General features: G+C 74.2%; 13 protein-coding genes. 8 read left to right on the forward strand and 5 right to left on the reverse strand.

Annotation, left to right across the window (positions count from 1 at the left end; translation table 11 throughout):
• The coding region (locus ACZ5WK_RS19215) for a hypothetical protein (protein WP_465548589.1) at positions 1–230 on the reverse strand (230 nt) is incomplete at its 3' end.
• Positions 231–481: 251 nt separating this feature from the next.
• Complete coding sequence (locus ACZ5WK_RS19220; RefSeq protein ID WP_465548590.1) at positions 482–1,447, reverse strand: LPXTG cell wall anchor domain-containing protein; 966 nt, start codon at positions 1,445–1,447, stop codon at positions 482–484.
• 222 nt (positions 1,448–1,669) lie between these two features.
• Here ACZ5WK_RS19220 and ACZ5WK_RS19225 point away from each other — a divergent pair, with 222 nt between their 5' ends.
• From ACZ5WK_RS19225 to ACZ5WK_RS19235, 3 genes are all read left to right on the forward strand, one after another.
• Positions 1,670–2,902, forward strand: a complete 1,233-nt coding sequence (locus ACZ5WK_RS19225; protein ID WP_465548591.1) for a benzoate/H(+) symporter BenE family transporter — start codon at positions 1,670–1,672, stop codon at positions 2,900–2,902.
• Positions 2,903–3,185: 283 nt separating this feature from the next.
• On the forward strand, positions 3,186–4,418 hold the full coding sequence (locus ACZ5WK_RS19230; RefSeq protein WP_465548592.1) for a M64 family metallopeptidase: 1,233 nt from the start codon (positions 3,186–3,188) through the stop codon (positions 4,416–4,418).
• A 74-nt stretch (positions 4,419–4,492) separates the two neighbouring features.
• Positions 4,493–5,836 (forward strand): MFS transporter, encoded by a 1,344-nt coding sequence (locus tag ACZ5WK_RS19235; RefSeq protein WP_465548593.1) that lies wholly within the window; start codon positions 4,493–4,495, stop codon positions 5,834–5,836.
• A gap of 60 nt (positions 5,837–5,896) precedes the next feature.
• Here the strand turns inward: ACZ5WK_RS19235 and ACZ5WK_RS19240 are convergent, their stop codons facing one another.
• Together ACZ5WK_RS19240 and ACZ5WK_RS19245 are read right to left on the reverse strand one after the other, a co-directional pair.
• Positions 5,897–6,709 carry a BRO-N domain-containing protein gene (locus tag ACZ5WK_RS19240; protein ID WP_465548594.1) on the reverse strand — a complete coding sequence of 271 codons (813 nt, stop codon included), beginning with the start codon at positions 6,707–6,709 and terminating at the stop codon, positions 5,897–5,899.
• A 149-nt stretch (positions 6,710–6,858) separates the two neighbouring features.
• Entirely contained in the window at positions 6,859–7,680 is an 822-nt protein-coding gene (locus ACZ5WK_RS19245; RefSeq protein WP_465548595.1) for a maleylpyruvate isomerase family mycothiol-dependent enzyme, read from the reverse strand.
• Positions 7,681–7,853: 173 nt separating this feature from the next.
• Between ACZ5WK_RS19245 and ACZ5WK_RS19250 the strand changes: the two genes are divergently transcribed.
• From ACZ5WK_RS19250 to ACZ5WK_RS19260, 3 genes are all read left to right on the forward strand, one after another.
• Positions 7,854–8,651, forward strand: coding sequence for a carbon-nitrogen family hydrolase (locus ACZ5WK_RS19250; RefSeq protein ID WP_465548596.1), 798 nt, complete (start codon positions 7,854–7,856; stop codon positions 8,649–8,651).
• 245 nt (positions 8,652–8,896) lie between these two features.
• A complete protein-coding gene (locus ACZ5WK_RS19255) occupies positions 8,897–9,985 on the forward strand; it encodes a GntR family transcriptional regulator (protein WP_465548597.1) in 1,089 nt (362 codons plus the stop codon).
• A 114-nt stretch (positions 9,986–10,099) separates the two neighbouring features.
• A complete protein-coding gene (locus ACZ5WK_RS19260; protein WP_465548598.1) occupies positions 10,100–10,747 on the forward strand; it encodes a hypothetical protein in 648 nt (215 codons plus the stop codon).
• Positions 10,748–10,827: 80 nt separating this feature from the next.
• On the opposite strand, the gene ACZ5WK_RS19265 is transcribed toward ACZ5WK_RS19260, so the two are convergent.
• Positions 10,828–11,613 carry an SLATT domain-containing protein gene (locus ACZ5WK_RS19265; RefSeq protein ID WP_465548599.1) on the reverse strand — a complete coding sequence of 262 codons (786 nt, stop codon included), beginning with the start codon at positions 11,611–11,613 and terminating at the stop codon, positions 10,828–10,830.
• Between the two features lie 460 nt (positions 11,614–12,073).
• Between ACZ5WK_RS19265 and purD the strand changes: the two genes are divergently transcribed.
• Both purD and ACZ5WK_RS19275 read left to right on the forward strand, forming a co-directional pair.
• Complete coding sequence (gene purD / locus ACZ5WK_RS19270) at positions 12,074–13,351, forward strand: phosphoribosylamine--glycine ligase (RefSeq protein ID WP_465548600.1); 1,278 nt, start codon at positions 12,074–12,076, stop codon at positions 13,349–13,351.
• Between the two features lie 546 nt (positions 13,352–13,897).
• A complete protein-coding gene (locus tag ACZ5WK_RS19275; RefSeq protein ID WP_465548601.1) occupies positions 13,898–15,454 on the forward strand; it encodes a hypothetical protein in 1,557 nt (518 codons plus the stop codon).
• Positions 15,455–15,639: the final 185 nt, after the last annotated feature.

Consider the following 15,639-nt stretch of genomic DNA (forward strand, 5'->3'; position numbering starts at 1 on the left):
GCGTCGGGCGCGATCTCGGTGATGCCGGGGCCGCTCATGGCGGCCTGCGGGCCGCCGAGGCGCATGTCCGCGCAGGCCCAGGAGCTTTCGGCGGTCATGAGCTGGACGGAGCCGGCGAGGACGACGGTGGCGGCGAGGGTGGCGAGGCGGCGGCGGCCGGAGAGCGAGCGGACGTTCTTCGCAGAAGCGGTGATAACGGACTTGCGCATGACGTGAATCCCCAGGGTCATGGTGCGGATGGTGTGGTGAAGACGGCCGGCTGTCCGCTCGCTGTTGTCGAGCGGTAGCGCCCCCCGGCCTTGCCGGTCTCGCTCTCCGTGCCTTCATCCGTATAGACGCGCATCCCCGCGGGGGGTTGCAGGTGAGTTCGGAAGTTTTTTTCGGGAAGTCGTGCGGGCTGCTCAGGGGCCGTGGAAACGCCGACGGGGTGGTACCTCCGCACTGGTGTGCAGAGGTACCACCCCGTCTTTCCGTGGCCTGGTCAGCGCTGGGGACGCAGGCGGCGCACGGCGATCAGGACGCCGGCGCCGAGGGCGACGAAGGCGGCGGCGGAGGCGGCGAGGAAGCCGTTGGTGGAGCTGGAGCCGGTCTGGGCGAGTTCGGGGGTGCCGGCGGGGGCGGTGGTGGCGGGGGCCGAGGGGGTGGCGGTCGGCGCGGCGGCGGGTGCCTTGGTGGCGGGTGCGGCCGGTGCGGCCGGCGCCGTGGTGGCGTCGGCCGCGGGCTTGGCCGGGACGGGCTTCGCGGTCGGCTTGGCGGTCGCGGAGGGCGTCGGCTTGGAGGTGGGCTTGTCGGTCGGCTTGGCCGGGGCGGTGGAACGCACCACCTTGAAGGTGTGGGAGCCACCGGACGCCGAGGGGAAGCCGTCGGCCTTCCCGCCGACGTAGACCTGGAGCTCGTTCAGGTCGGCGGTGGCGTTCGCCGCGACGGAGATGCGGAAGCCGAAGTTGGCGGCCCGGCCGTCGTCGAGGCGCTTGGCCTTCAGGCTGCTGGTGTCCGCGAAGACCGTCGGGTCGCAGCCGTGACGGAGCGACAGCTTCTTCCAGCCGCCGGGGGTGGCCGCCTCGACCGTGAAGTCCTCGATCCGCGTGGCGCCCTTCGGGTTGTACAGGCCGAGGACGGGCGCGACGTTCTCGTACGGCGCGCCGGTGAAGTTGGTGACCCCGACGCCGACTTCGAGCTTCGGGCCCCCTGCGGTGATGCTCTGCCCGTCCGGGGTCATGTGGAACCCGGCCGCGAGGTCGCCCTTGTGTGCGGTGGCCGGGGTGACCGGCGTGGCCTCGGCGGTGGCCTTCGCCTGCGGACCGTCCCCGCAGGCCCAGGCGGTGTCGGTGGCGAGCAGCTGGACGCCGCCCGTGAGGACGACGGTGGCGGCGAGGGTGGCGAGGCCGCGGCGGCCGGAGAGCGAGCGGACGTTCTTCGCAGAAGCGGTGATAACGGACTTGCGCATGACGTGTCTCCCCAGGGTCATGGTGCGGATGGTGTGGTGAAGGTGACCGGCTGTCCGCTCGCTGTGGTCGAGCGGTAGCGCCCCCCGGCCTTGCCGGTCTCGCTCTCCGTGCCTTCATCCGTATAGACGTGCATCCCCGCGGGGGGTTGCAGGTGAGTTCGGAAGTTTTTCCGGAGATCTTCGAACGGCCTGGCGCGGCCGTGTCTCGGCGATACTTCCGGGATGGCAGAGGAGCTGATAACCCGTTCGGCAGACCGTCGTACCGACCCGGAGGAGCGCCGTTCGCTGCGGCGTGACGCCTCCCTCCCGGCGCTGCTGGCCGGGCTGGTGTGCATCGTCGTGTCGTTCTCCGGGCCGCTGGTGGTGGTGCTCGCGGCGGCGGCCGCCGGGCGGCTGGACCAGGCGCAGACCGCGTCCTGGATCTGGGCGGTGGCCGTCGGCAGCGGGCTGACCTGCCTGCTGCTCAGCTGGTGGACCAGGACGCCGGTGATCACGGCCTGGTCCACCCCGGGAGCCGCGCTGCTGGTGACCAGCCTCGGCGCGTACCCCTATCGGGAGGCGGTCGGCGCCTTTCTGGTGAGCGGGGTGGTGGTGGCGCTGTTCGGGGTGACCGGGCTGTTCGGCCGCCTGATCGCGGCGATCCCGGCCGGGATCGTCAACGCGATGCTGGCGGGCATCCTGTTCTCCTTCGGCGCCGGGATCTTCGGCGCGGTGAAGGGTGCGCCCGCCCTGGTGCTGGGCAGCTTCGCGGCGTTCCTGCTGGCCAAGCGGCTGGCTCCGCGGTACGCCGTCCCGGCCGCGCTGCTGGCCGGCGGGGTGCTGGCGGCGGTCACCGTCGGTCTGCCGCTGCACTTCGGCGAGGGCGGGCCGACCCGGCCGGTGCTGACCGTGCCGGCCTTCTCCGGGCCGGCGATGGTGGGCCTGGCGCTGCCGCTCACCATCGTCGCGCTGGCCTCGCAGAACGCCCCCGGCCTCGGGGTGATGCGGGCCTTCGGCTACCGGCCGGACGACCGGCTGCTGATCGGGGCCACCGGTGGGCTCTCCGTCCTGCTGGCGCCGTTCGGTTCGCCGGGCGTCAATCTGGCGGCGATCACCGCGGCCATCTGCGCCGGTCCGGAGAGCCATCCCGACCCGCGCCGTCGTTATGTCGCCGGGATGTCCGCGGGCGTGCTCTACCTGCTGGTGGGCAGCTTCGGCGGGGTCCTGGTGAGCCTGTTCACCGGGCTGCCGAAGGAGCTGATCGCGGTGATCGCCGGGGTCGCGCTGCTGGCCTCGTTGCAGGGCAGCCTGGCCGCGGCGGTCGCCGAGGAGCACGGCCGGGACGCGGCGGTGGTGACCTTCCTGGCCACCGCCTCCGGGATGAGCCTGTTCGGCATCGGCTCGGCGTTCTGGGGTCTGCTGTTCGGCCTGGCCACCCACCTGCTGCTGGACGTGCGGCGGAGCGCGGACGGCTGAGGCCGGGGTTCGGGCAGGGCGCGGACGGCTGAGGGCCGGTGCGCGGGCAGGGTGCGGACGGTGCCGGGGGACCCAGGCCGCCGGTGCCGGGGCCGCTGAGGTCACGGTCGGTGAGAATCATCCACCTGGTCGGACTCATAGGTATGACCGGGATGATCCGGGTCGTTCGGCCAGGTCGGTGACTTTTTCGCCGGACGGGAGGGGAGACACGCCGGGCCGGGTACGTCTTCGCGTCCACCACCCGGGCGACGCCGGGTGACCGGATCCCCGAGGACGCACCCGTATGCCGCCTGGCAACCCTGGCCGTCTCGTCCGGAGTCTGGCCGCGCTCGTGCTGGTGTCCACCGCCGTGCTGCCGGCCGCCCTGGAGCTGGCCGGCCCCTCGCCGTTCGGCGTGATCGGTCCCGGTGCCCCCGCCGACCGGGCGGTACCGCCGCACACCGTGCAGCGGGCCGACCTGCGTGCGGCCGCCGCCGCCCCCACCGTCGACATAAGGCGGACCGGGGACCCGGCCAACCGGATCACCCTCGTCCTGCTCGGGGACGGTTACACCGCCGACGAGCAGGACGCGTTCCGGCAGCAGGCCGACCGGGCCTGGCGGGCGCTGATGGAGATCGAGCCGTTCCGCAGCTACCAGGGCTTCTTCAACATAAGGCGGGTCGAGGTGGTCTCCCCGGTCTCCGGCATCGCCGAGACCGAGAGTCGCGGCCGCAACCCCGCCACCCCGCTCGGCATGCACTTCTGGTGCGAGGGCACCGCCCGGCTGCTCTGCGCCGACGAGAGCGCCACCGCCCGCTACGCCGGGGACGGCGACGGCCCGCAGTACCTGATCGCGCTGGCCAACTCCAGCGAGTACGGCGGCGCCGGCGGTACCGGGGTGACCACCCTGGCCGGCGGCAGCGCGGACGCCGGGCGGATCATCCAGCACGAGATAGGGCACACCGTGGGCGACCTCGGCGACGAGTACGACAGCGCGCCGGACGACGCCGACTACCCCAACCTCTCCACCGACAACGCCGACGAGATGCGCCGCAAGCAGACCAAGTGGTGGCGCTGGCTGGGTGCGGAGTCCCCGGACGGCGCCGGGACGGTCGGGGCGTACCGGAGCGCCAACGGGATCTACCGGCCCACCCCGGACTCGGTGATGCGCACCCTCGGCGGCGCCTACAACCTGCCCTCGCGGGAGGCGATCGTCGAGGAGATCTACCGCCGGATCCGGCCGACGGACGCGCCGGAGCCCGCTCCCGGCGAGGTCGCCGGCCGACCCCGGCTGGAGGTCCGCCCGCTGCCGCTGGCCGGTGCCCGGCAGCTCCAGGTCGAGTGGAAGGTGGACGGCATCCCGGTGGAGCCGCAGGTGGCGGGCCGCAGCTGGCTCGACACCGCCAAGCTGGACCTCGCCCCCGGGCGGAGCGCCACCGTCACGGCCACCGTGCGGGACACCACCGACTGGGTCCGGGACGAGGCCTTCCGTGACCGGTACATGACCAGGTCGGTCTCCTGGACGGTGACCGGCTGAGGTGGTTCGTGTCCGACCTCCTGTGGCCCCCCGGCCTGGGCGTCCAATGATGGGATGACTAATCTGGGTGCACTATGCCCGTGGACCCTGCCTCCGCCGCCCGTCCGATCACAGTCCCTGGTCCCCGAGTCGACGCCGGTCCGTCCCCGGCCGCGACCCCGCACGCCCCGCCGGGCGGCCGTGCCGCGTGGCTGGCCTGGTCCATCGGCGTCAGCGTCTACATCCTCGCCGTCATCCACCGCACCAGCCTCGGCGTGGCTGGGCTGGACGCAGCCGAGCGCTTCACCATCGGGGCCTCCGCGCTGTCCACCTTCTCCATCCTCCAGGTGCTGGTCTACGCGGCCATGCAGATACCCGTCGGCCTGCTGGTCGACCGGTTCGGCCCGCGCAGGGTGCTGCTCCTCGGTGTCCTGCTGCTCAGCCTGGGGCAACTGGCCTTCGCCTTCTCCGCGTCCTTCGCCCCCGCGCTCGCCTCCCGGGCAGTGCTGGGCTGCGGCGACGCGATGACCTTCATCAGCGTGCTGCGGATCGCCGCCCGCTGGTTCCCGGCCGCGAAGAACCCGCTGGTCGCCCAGCTGACCGGGCTCGCCGGCATGGGCGGCAACCTGGTCACCACGGTCGTCCTCGCCCAGGCCCTGCACCGCGAGGGCTGGACGGCCACCTTCGCCGCCATCGCCGTGCTCGGCGTCGCCGTCTTCGCCCTGGTCGCGCTGTTCCTCCAGGAGGCCCCGGCCGGTCCGCCGGCGTCCGCCACCGCAGCCCGGGCGCCCCGGCCGGCCGTCGGGCAGCAGATCCGCGACTCCTGGCGTGAGCCCGGCACCCGGCTCGGGCTCTGGGTGCACTTCACCGCCCAGTTCCCCGGCAACGCCTTCGGCCTGCTCTGGGGTCTGCCCTATCTGGTCGAGGCGCAGGGCATGTCCCGGGCCGAGGCCGGCGGGCTGCTCACCCTGCTGGTCTTCAGTAACATGGCCTTCGGCCTGCTCTTCGGCCGGCTGCTCAGCCGCACCGCCCGGGCGCGGATGCCGATCGTGCTCACCGTCATCGCCGCCACGTCCGCCGGCTGGGCCCTCACCCTCGCCTGGCCCGGCGGGCACCCGCCGTTCTGGCTGCTGGTCGGGATCATCCTGGTGATGGGCAGCAACGGCCCGGCCTCGCTGGTCGGCCTCGACTACGCCCGCTCCCACAATCCCGTCGAACGCCTGGGCACCGCCTCCGGCATCGCCAACATGGGCGGCTTCATCGGCACGATGATCACCCTCTTCGGCATCGGCGTCCTTCTCGACGCCCTGACCCCCGGCAACGGCAGCGGGTACTCGGCGGAGGCGTACCGGTGGGCGTTCTGCTGGCTGTACGTGCCGATGGTGCTGGGGACGGTGATGATCCTCCGGCTCCGCCGCAAGGTGGAGGCGGCCGCGTAGGGCTTCCGACCTGCGGAAAGGTGCTGACCCTCAGAGATCCTGAGGGCCGGCACCTTTCGATCAGCGCCCGTACTCGCGCATCAGGTCGGAGATCTGCCGAGCCGTTCCGTGGATCCGGGCGCCGTGCAGCTCCACGAGCAGCTGCCCGTCACCGAGCCGGGACGGTGCCGGTGCCGCGGCCATCAGGCGGACCAGGTCGACGAGCTTGAGCTTCGGGCAGCCCGGGATCGCCTTGCCGCCCCGGATGCCGACCCGCTCGACGATCGGGCAGGAGAAGTAGCCGCCGAAGGGCGGACCACCGTCATCCTCCCGGCTCGGCACGGTGAAGACCATCTCCCCGTGCCGGCAGTGCACCGTCCCGTCGGAGTGCACGTGCACGCCGGGCCCGCCGTCGTGGTCGAGCCCGGCGATGATCTGCACCTGCTGGCCGATCGCCTCCGCCAGGGTCTCCGCCATCCGCCGCTGCTGGGTGGGGACGTCGGTGTCCCCGCGGCGGACGGAGGGGAGGAGGTCGATGGTGACCCACTCCTGGAAGGGGCGTGCGGCAGCTTTGTCCGACCTCATGAGCAGCCCGTACAAGCCTGCCTCGCTCACCACTCCGAGCAGCGGATTTCCGCGTCGGTAGGCTTTCTGATCTGGAGAAACGTCGTAACCCTTGTTCCGAACAAGGGTTACGGCCCTCAGGTCCACCGTCCGGTGGTGGTGTGTCTCCAGGACCTTCACTGCATCGGTCGGGTTTCCCCGGCCCAGGACGCGGCACACGTCGGCCGTGACGAACCACGGCTCGCCGTCGATCATCACGACCCTGATCGGCTGCCCCGTGACCGGGAAGCTCGACCGCACCAGGACCATCTGCGTCTGTTCGTCGTCCATCTGGACGCCCCTCCTTCTTCCGGGTGACGACTGCCCGGAACAATGAGGCCGAACTGCTGGGGTACTGGTACCAAGTTGACGTACGGAGGCGCGAGGGGAACCACCCGGCGTGCGGCGGTGCGGGTACGCCGGGTGGGTGACCGCGGCCGCTACAGCGTGACGGAGAAGTTGGCCAGGACGCGGGAGGCCAGCTCCTGGTCGCCCTCGACGGTGACCGGGCCGGGGCGGCCGCGGCCGCAGGCGAGCCGGAGGTAGGTCTCCCAGTCCATGGTGAGCTGGACGTCGGGGGCGAGGCTGATCGACTCGTCGAGCGTGCCGAGGCCGCCGGCGTCGACCCGGACGGTGCGCAGGAACTCCACCGGGCCGGTGACGTCGACCACCAGTGCCGTCCCGGCCGGGGCGCCGGCCTGGTGGGCGACGGCCTTGGGCAGCAGCTCCAGCAGGACGTCCCGGGAGACCAGGGCGCCCGGGGCGTCGAGGTTGCCGGGCTCGCCGAGGGCCCGCCGGAGGTCCTGCTCGTGCACCCAGACGTCGAACGCCCGGCGGCGCAGCAACTCGTGGTACGGCAGGTCGCGGCTGTGCGGCCCGGCCGGCCAGCGGACCGGCTCGGTCGGGGTCTGCTTGGCGTTCCGCAGCGCGCGCGAGCGGCGGATGATCGTGTACTCCAGCTCGCCGGTCAGCTCGACGGAGGTGTGGCAGCGGCGCTTGTCGACCGGCAGCTCGATGTAGCGGGCGAACTCGCTGGTGACGTGCCGCAGGTCGCGGGGGAGCGAGTGGATCGGGCGTGGGTCGCCGAGCAGCTCGGACTCGATGGCGATGACGTGCGAGACGACGTCCCGCACCGACCAGCCGGGGCACTCGGTGGCCCGGTTCCAGGAGTCCTCCGGAAGAGGGGTCACCAGTTCCGATATCGATTCGATGGACTGCGTCCACGCCTCGGTGTAAGCCTGCACGGTCTGGTTGTCCGTCACGGGAATCTCCGGCCCTCCGTCAGCTGCCTTGCCATGCGCGCCCTGGCTCCGTGGTCCGCCGGGTTCCTCCGGCTTCCGGGCGCACACGCTAACCGCACGTTACGCTGCCGGGTGAGAGCAGGGCAGTGCTTTCGGGTGACGATCGTAGGACTCTTGCCGTGGACGGTGGTACTGTGCGCGCTTCATTGATCCAACTCGCGGTCTCCGACGCCGAGCCGCCGGCCGAGCGGCGGGCCCGGGCGGCCGCCCTGGTCCGGGCCCAGCAGGGCGCCGACCTGGTCGTCCTGCCGGAGCTGTGGCCGCTGGGCGGTTTCGCGTACGACCTCTGGTCGGACGGCGCCGAGGCGCTGGACGGGCCGACCTCCGACGCGATGGCGGCCGCCGCCAGGGCCGCCGGCGTCTGGCTGCACGCCGGGTCGATCGTCGAACGCGATCCGGACGGGCCGATCTACAACACCTCGCTGCTCTTCGCCCCCGACGGCGAGCTGGTGCACACCTACCGCAAGGTGCACCGCTTCGGCTTCGACAGCGGCGAGGCCGTGGTGATGGGCGCGGGGCAGGAGATCGTCACCGCCGCCACCGACTTCGGCACCCTGGGCCTGGCCACCTGCTACGACCTGCGGTTCCCGGAGCTGTTCCGGGCCCTGCTGGACGCGGGCGCGCAGCTGCTGGTGATCCCGGCGGCCTGGCCGGAGCGGCGGCGCGAGCACTGGACGCTGCTCAGCCGGGCCCGCGCGGTCGAGGAGCAGGCCTTCGTCCTGGCCTGCAATACGGCCGGGACGCACGGTGGGGTCGAGCAGGCCGGGCACAGCATCGTGGTGGACCCGTGGGGCCGGGTGCTGGCCGAGGCGGGCCTGGGCGAGGAGGTGCTGACGGTGGAATTCGACCCGGCCGAGGTGGCCAAGGCCCGTGCCGACTTCCCGGTCCACCGGGACCGGCTGCTGGGCATTCCGGCTCCCGTCCAGCGCTGAGGCCCGCCCGGGCACACCGGGGCCCGTTCGGTGGGGGACCTCTCGGGCACCCGGCGGGCGGGTCCCGCCCGGCGCCGTGTGCGGGCGGGGCGGTGGCTTCCGCCGGGGCCGGTGGCGCCGCCCGGCACGCCCCGGCCGCACGGCAAGGACATCTTTGAGAAGATGAGCCTTCGTCGTGTTCCAGCCGCTGTCCCACCGGCCTGTCCCGAGGCAGGCCGCCCAGCCCGCCCGAGGAGGTCGCGCGCATGTCCGGCACCGGCTCGGGCGACACCCGCCCCGTGATCCAGCGCAACAGCCTGCGCGAGCAGATCGCCGGCGCGCTGCGCGAGGAGATGATGGCCGGCCGGCTCGCGGCCGGGCGCAACTTCACGGTCAAGGAGATCGCCGAGCTGTACGGGGTCTCGGCGACCCCGGCCCGGGAGGCGCTGGTCGACCTCGGCGCGCAGGGGCTGCTCCGGGCCGAACACCATCGGGGCTTCACGGTGCCCGAGTTCGGCTGGGACGACTTCCTGGAGATCTTCGAGTCCCGGGTGCTGCTCACCGACAGCTACTTCCGCCGGCTCGCCGCCATGCCCACCCTGCCGGAGACCGGCGGCCGGCTGCCCTCGCTGCGGCGGCGGGCGGACGCGGCGGTACGGGCCGCCCGGGCCGGGAACCTGGACGTGATGGTGGGCTGCGACCGCCGGTTCTGGCAGGAGGCGGCCGGGCTGCTCGGCAACCGCAGGATCGGCGACTACCTGGACTGGCTGCGGGTGCAGTCCTGGATGTTCGCCGCGCCGTACCTGCGGACGATGCCGACACTGGAGGGCGTCTGCTGGGACCGTCACTCCGAGCTGGTCGACGCGGTCGAGGCGGGGGACCGGGCGGGCGCGCACCGGATCGTCTGCGAGTACAACCTGTTCACCGTGCGGCTGCTGGCCGATCTGGCCGGGCAGCCGGTGGAGTCGGCCGGCGTCCTGCCGCTGCTGACGGCCACGCTCGGCCTGCCGGCGGACGCGGGCCCCGCGGCGGACGCCGGGCCTGCGCCGGTACCGGACGCGGGCACCGCTCCGGCGGCGCCCGGGACAGCGCCCGGGACGTCGACGGGGGCGGCACGCGGGGAGGCCGCCCAGGCGGCGCAGTCCCCCCAGACCGGCGCGGCGGAGACCGGCCGTGCCCGGGGCCGTGAGCGCGAGCTGGGCCGGGAGCTCGGCCGTGAGCTGGGGCTGGGCCTGGGCCTGGTACCGCAGCCGCGCACGGTGCCGTACCGACGGTTCGGCCGCCGGCCTGCCGACCCGCCGCCCGGCCAACTGCCCGAGGGGCGCCCCGACCCGCACCGCGCGCCGGGCCGGTAGGGTGGGCGGTCGTCGTCCCGGGCGGTCCCTGCACCGACGGTCCGGGTGCCGACCCGTCCGCCCGTCGTTCGCCCCGCGAACGGCACCCGCCGCCCGGAGAGGAAGAGCCGGCCCATGGCCTGCGACCTCTGGCTCGTCCCGCTCGTGGACGTGCTGAGCCACAGCCCCGACAACCCCTTCCGGGACGATCTCGCGCTCTACAACGCCGTGTTGACCTCGCACGGGCTGCCCGAGGTGCCGGTCTACCAGTTCGTGCCCGGGCTCAGCGGGGCGGTCGAGCCGATAGCCGCCTTCGACTACGACTCGCTGCACTTCCTGCGCCGCGCCTACCTGCTGGGGCTGACCGGCCTGGACATCACGCCGGTGGACGCGCTCGGCGGCGACTACGAGCAGCTGCTGGAGATGTTCGAGAGCAGCGCGGAACAGTCGCACCTGGTCTGGCACTTCGACCACGCCGGGGCGTACGTGCCGATCGAGTTCGCGGTGCCGCTGGTGGACGACGCGCTGCTCGTCGCGGGCGGTCCGCTGGGCTCCAGCCACGGGCTGCTGCGCGAACTGCAGGCCGTCGCACCGGCACTGGGCATCGACCCGGCCAACCCGCCGCACCCGACCCGGCCGCTCGGCCCCACCGGCCTGGAGCAGCCGTTCGGCCCGCCGCTGGACGACCTGCACCCCTTCGCCCGGGAGCGGCACGCCTGGGCGGGCCTGTACGCGGCGTCCACCCGGAGTCTCACCCAGGGCTCGATGATCGTCTTCGCCTGAGCCCCGGCCGGACCCCTCCCCGGCCCGGATCTCCCACCCGGCCGGACCCCTCCCCGGGCCGGACCCCTCCCGGGCCGGACCTAGCGCAGCGGGCCCTCCGGGGGCCGCTGGCGCGGCATGGTGGGCCGGGTGCCCGGCGGCGGCAGGATCCGCACCTGGGCGCCCCCGCCCGTCTCGCTGCGGCCGCCCCAGCTGCCGGCGGCCTGCGTGGGCAGCTGGGTCATGCCCGCGCGGAACTCCATCATCCACTCCGAGGTCTCGGTGCGGACCATGTCCGAGACGTCCTCGCAGAACCGCCGCAGCACCCCGAGGCAGCGCTCGGCAGCCTCACCGGCGGTGCCCTCGGTGGGGCCGAGCACCTCGCGCACGCACTCCGACGCCCAGTCGAACTGGAAGGCCTCCAGCAGGCGCTGCAGCGCCTGCGCGGTGGAGACGTCCCGCATCCAGCCGGAGGTCAGGCCGAACACCCGGTCCGCGCCGTAACAGGCGGCGGAGAGCGCCAGGCCGACGTAGCCCCAGCTGGTGGCGTTCGCGACGGTGCCGGTGAGGTCCACCAGCGGGGCGGTGACCCCCCCGACCGCGAAACCGGCCGAGCCGAACCGCAGCAGTCGGGCCCAGCGGCGCTTCCAGATCCGGTCCCGGCGGTACCAGTCGATCGCCTCCACGGCCCGCTCCTCGGACCAGCGGTAGAGCTCCTCCAGCCGCTCGGCGGGCTCGCCCCAGTCTCCCAGCGGGAACTGGCGGGTGCTCAGATCGGTCCGGTGGCGGGTGGACGCCGGGCGCGCGACTGTGGCGGCCGGCTGGTCCTCCTCGCCGATCTCCTTGCCCCAGGCACTCTCCTCGGGCTGCATTTCCGGCTGGCTCACCTGTGGGGCTCCCTGTGGCGGGCGGACTGCTGGGTCTGACGGCGCATCTCCCTGACGTGTCATCGGCCTGACTGGCCGTGGAACGCCGGGTGACGCATCGGACGCGCGACGCCCCGGGGCGCGTGTGCTCGCCCGGGGACGGCGCACCGGCCGGCGGCCGGTGCTGGTCCAACAGCACTTCTTACCGCCAAATGGCTGACCGTGGGGGCGCTTCTCCAATGATCGTTACCGGATCCGACCACCGGAAGCCGAGGTGAGCGGGTTGCGGCGGGCGGCGAGATTTCACCCGTCCGAGCGAGGCTCCGGTGACCCGCTGTCCTGACCCGGACACCCCGGGCGCACGACCGGTGCCGGCTGTTGGAGGTTCCTCCGAGGCCGGAAGCGTACGGACGGCTTCCGCTGTAGGTTCCGACGGGACCGGGGGGAAGCCGGAACCGGCCACCGACTACCCTTGCCAACCGTGAAGGTCCTCGTCATCGGCGGCGGCGCCCGCGAACACGCCCTGTGCCGCTCTCTGTCCCAAGATCCCGCCGTCACCGAGCTGCACTGCGCCCCGGGCAACGCCGGGATCGCGCAGGTGGCGACGGTCCACCCCGTCGACCAGCTGGACGGCGCGCAGGTCGCGGCGCTCGCCCGGCAGCTCGACGCCGACCTGGTCGTGGTCGGCCCGGAGGCCCCGCTGGTCGCGGGCGTCTCCGACGCCGTGCGCGCGGCCGGCATCCCGGTCTTCGGACCGTCCGGCTCGGCCGCCCGGCTCGAGGGCTCGAAGGCCTTCGCCAAGGACGTGATGGCAGCCGCCGGCGTGCCCACCGCCCGCTCCTACGTCTGCACCACCCCGGCCGAGGCCGCCGAGGCGCTGGACGCCTTCGGCGCGCCCTACGTGGTCAAGGACGACGGCCTGGCCGCCGGCAAGGGCGTCGTGGTCACCTCCGACCGCGAGGCCGCGCTGGCCCACGCCGCCTCCTGCATGGGGGCAGCCCCCGGCCGCCAGGGCCGGGGGAGGGTGGTCATCGAGGAGTACCTCGACGGCCCCGAGGTCTCGCTCTTCGCCGTCACCGACGGCACCACCGTCCTCCCGCTCCAGCCCGCGCAGGACTTCAAGCGTGCGCTGGACGGCGACGAGGGCCCGAACACCGGCGGCATGGGCGCCTACTCGCCGCTGCCCTGGGCGCCCGAGGGCCTGGTCGAGGAGGTCCTGGAGACCGTCCTGCAGCCGACCGTGGACGAGCTGCGCCGCCGTGGCACCGACTTCTCCGGCCTGCTCTACGCGGGCCTGGCGCTCACCTCGCGCGGCACCCGGGTGATCGAGTTCAACGCCCGCTTCGGCGACCCGGAGACCCAGGTCGTGCTGGCCCGGCTGCGCACCCCGCTGGCCGGCGTCCTGCACGCCTCCGCCACCGGCACGCTGGACCAGCTGGAGCCGCTGCGCTGGGACGACGGGGCCGCCGTCACCGTGGTGATCGCCTCCGAGGGCTACCCGGCCGCGCCGCGCACCGGCGACCCGATCGAGGGCCTTGCCGGGGCCGAGGCCGCCGACGGCACCGCGTACGTGCTGCACGCGGGCACCCGGGCGGACGAGGACGGCCGGGTGCTCAGCGCCGGCGGCCGCGTCCTCTCGGTCACCGCCACCGGTACCGACCTCGCCGAGGCGCGCGGCCGCGCGTACGACGCGGTGGACCGGATCAGCCTCAAGGGCGGCCAGCACCGCACCGACATCGCGCTCAAGGCCGCGCAGTAGCAAGCGGTTTCAGTGCGCCGCAGGGCGCTGCGTTCGCGGGGAAACAACCCCCATGGACGCAGCGCCCTGCGGCGTTTACGGGTCAGGGGGAGCCGGAGTGGTTCCGGCGGCCGCCACACCGTTCGGCGTCCGGAATCCAGCCCATCGAGTGACAGCAGCCGCATCCAGCTGACGTAACCGGGCGCCCGGCCTTATGGTGCGCTGGTCCGCAGCACCCCGGGCGGTGCCGCTCGCGGCCGCCGCCGGGTAGCCGTGGTCGCGCGGGGGGATGCTGGACGGCGTCCGGCCGGGCGAGCACGCCCGGAGGGCTTCGCACGACGCAGTGGCGCGGTCGTCCGGAATCCGGGCACCGTCACCGGGACGAGTGGAAACCGGCGAGATCCGGAACACCCACCCGGGTACGGGCGTCAAAAATGTCACAAGCGCCACGCAGCATGTATTACCGGGGATCGGACGCCGCCGTTTCCCAGTCGGAACTGATCGTTTCGAGTCGGCTCAGGGCCCGTCACCGGGCGCCCGAGGGCTCCGAAGGGGGTGCCGCACCGTATGACCGCTTTCGACACCGCGCGCGCTCATGCCCACGCGGTCCTGCGGGTCCGTGGTCTCGCCCTGGCCGCCGCCGCACTGCCCGCCGCTGTCGCGGTGGTGCTGCTCGCGGGCCGGTTCACCGGCCGGCTCGGGGCGCCCGGCGCCTCCGACGCCGCCGCCTGGGACGCCGTCCGCTGGGCGGTCTGCGCCGTGGCCGCCGGCACCCTGCTGGTGGCCGGCCTGGCCGCCCGGGCCTACCGCCGGGCCGTGCCGCCGCAGACCCCGGCCATCCCGCTGGAGCGGGCACAGGCCCCCGAGCTGTACCGGCTGATCGGCGAGCTGGCCGACCGGCTGGAGGTCCCCGCGCCCTCCGCGATCGCGCTCACCCCGGACTGCGACAGCTGGCTGGAGGACGTCCCGCCGGCCCGCCGGGCACCGGGCGGCGCGCACGAGCCGCCCGCGCCGGTGCTGGTGATCGGCTCGCCGTTCCTCTGGTGGATGCGGGCCGGCGAGCTGCGCGCGCTGCTCGCCCCGGTGGTGGCCGGCACCGCGGCCTCCGCCGACCCGGACATCGCCGCCGCCCGCCGCTTCCTGCGCGGCCTGGACGCCAGCCTGGACGCAGCCGCCCCCGGGCCGGCCGGAGCCGCCGCGCCCGCCGCCCCGCGCACCGGCCGCCGGGGCCCCGCCGCACTGACCGACCGGATCACCCGCCGGCTGCTCGGTGCCTGTCGCGGGCACTCCGCCGAGCTGGAGCGGGCCGTCGCCGGCTGGGCCTCCGAGCAGGCCAGGTCGGTCGACTACGGCCTGCGGATCGCCGCCCAGGAGCAGGTCGGCCTGGCCTACGCCGGCTGGGACCGGCTGCTCACCCGGGTCGCGCTGCCCGCCTGGCGGCTCGGCCGGCACCCCGCGCACCTCAACGCCGGCGTGGTCGCCGCGCTCACCGAGCTGTCCCGCCGCGACCGGCTGGCCGACGGCTACGGCAGCCGGCTCGGCGACCGCCCCGCCTGCGACCTGCTGGAGGAGCCCGGCGCGGTGGACGAGGCCGTCTCCCTGCTCGCCGCCGAGCTGTTCTTCGGCCGGCCCGCCTCCGGCAGCTGGCGCGAGCTGGACTGGGCCGACTACCCGGCCGAAGTGGTGGACGCCGGCTGGCGGGCCCGGGCCGCAGCGCTGCAGTCCGCCCTGGACCGCCCGGCCCCGCGGGCCCGCCCCGGCTCCCCGACCCTCACCCGGCTGCTGGTCCGGCTGGCCGAGGGTGACGGCGAGCAGCTGGCCGCCTCGCTCACCGCCCAGCTGGCCCGCACCACGGCCCCGGCACCGCTGCTGGAGCCCGTCCGCACCGGGCGGGACCTCCTGGCCGACCACGTCACCGCGATGGTCTGCTGCGCCGCGGTCGACACCGCCGGCGCCACCCCCGGCCTGGACTGGCTGGACGGCCCGGTGCTGCTGATCGGAGGGGTCCGCCGGACCGACCTGGCCGGCCCGGTCGCCCAGGCCGTGGAACAGGGCCAGGACGGCCCGCTGCGCACCTGGCTGGACGCCGCCGACGTCCGGTTGGAGAAGCCGGTCCGGCTGTAGGCCCCGCCCGGCCGCGGGGGGCGGCGGGGCGCTCGGTGTCCGCGCTCGCGCCCCCGGGGCGGCCGGGTACGGAGGGTCTTCGCAGGCCGGAGGCCCTCCCCGGGCGGGTCGGAAGAATCGCCACCACTAGTTGCTACCGTTGGGTGACACAGCGCCAGCACTCTGTGGTGTATTGGATCGCACGC

The sequence above is a fragment of the Kitasatospora sp. NPDC032757 genome, from assembly GCF_055579305.1.

Excerpts from the sequence above, each read along its gene's own strand:
- ACZ5WK_RS19255 (WP_465548597.1), top strand. The coding sequence starts at position 8,897 with ATGTCCGGCACCGGCTCGGGCGACACCCGCCCCGTGATCCAGCGCAAC.
- ACZ5WK_RS19220 (WP_465548590.1), bottom strand. The coding sequence starts at position 1,447 with ATGCGCAAGTCCGTTATCACCGCTTCTGCGAAGAACGTCCGCTCGCTC.
- ACZ5WK_RS19235 (WP_465548593.1), top strand. The coding sequence starts at position 4,493 with ATGCCCGTGGACCCTGCCTCCGCCGCCCGTCCGATCACAGTCCCTGGT.
- ACZ5WK_RS19230 (WP_465548592.1), top strand. The coding sequence starts at position 3,186 with ATGCCGCCTGGCAACCCTGGCCGTCTCGTCCGGAGTCTGGCCGCGCTC.
- ACZ5WK_RS19275 (WP_465548601.1), top strand. The coding sequence starts at position 13,898 with ATGACCGCTTTCGACACCGCGCGCGCTCATGCCCACGCGGTCCTGCGG.
- ACZ5WK_RS19240 (WP_465548594.1), bottom strand. The coding sequence starts at position 6,709 with ATGGACGACGAACAGACGCAGATGGTCCTGGTGCGGTCGAGCTTCCCG.
- ACZ5WK_RS19225 (WP_465548591.1), top strand. The coding sequence starts at position 1,670 with ATGGCAGAGGAGCTGATAACCCGTTCGGCAGACCGTCGTACCGACCCG.
- ACZ5WK_RS19260 (WP_465548598.1), top strand. The coding sequence starts at position 10,100 with ATGGCCTGCGACCTCTGGCTCGTCCCGCTCGTGGACGTGCTGAGCCAC.